Annotated in this window: 1 protein-coding gene; it reads left to right on the forward strand. The window is 55.9% G+C overall.

What is annotated here, in order from left to right:
• Nucleotides 1-836, forward strand: an 836-nt coding sequence (locus ACTHS3_RS16095) for a leucyl aminopeptidase (RefSeq protein WP_440368520.1), incomplete at both ends; no start/stop codon positions are given.

Raw genomic sequence — 836 nt, forward strand, 5'->3', positions numbered from 1 at the left:
GCCGTCAAAGAAGCCCTGCGCGTTGCCGAAGCGCAAGTTTACGGACAAAGCCTCTGCCGCGACTTGGGCAATGCCGCGCCCAACGAATGCACGCCTGAATTCCTCGCGCGCACCGCCAAAGCCGAAGCCGAAAAACTGGGCGCACACGCCAAAATCATCGAAAAAGACTACATCAAAGAAAACATGGGTTCGTTCTGGTCTGTCGCCAAAGGCAGCGTCGAAGATCCATATTTGGTCGAACTGAGCTATTTCGGTGCAGCCGACAAAGAAGCCGCGCCTGTGGTATTGGTCGGCAAAGGCATTACCTTCGACACCGGTGGCATTTCCCTCAAACCCGGTCTGAACATGGACGAAATGAAGTTCGACATGTGCGGCGCGGCAACCGTCATCAGTACCTTCTGCGCCGCCGTCAAACTGCAACTGCCGATCAACCTTATCGCCGTCGTCGCCACCTGCGAAAACATGCCTTCCGGCGCGGCCAACAAACCGGGCGACGTCGTAAAAAGCATGAAAGGCTTGACCATCGAAGTGTTGAACACCGATGCCGAAGGCCGTCTGATTTTGTGTGACGCGCTCACTTACGCCGAACAATTCAAACCCAAAGCCGTTATCGACGTCGCCACCCTGACCGGCGCGTGCATTATCGCCCTGGGTCATGACGTCAGCGGCGTGATGGGCAACAATCAAGATTTGGTCGACAGCCTGCTGACTGCTTCCCGCAACGTGGACGACAAAGCATGGCAACTGCCGCTCTTTGAAACCTACAAAGACCAACTCAAATCCAACTTTGCCGACATTCCAAACATCGGCACGCCGGGTGCAGGCACGATTACCGC

The organism is Neisseria sp. P0009.S007 (assembly GCF_051962515.1).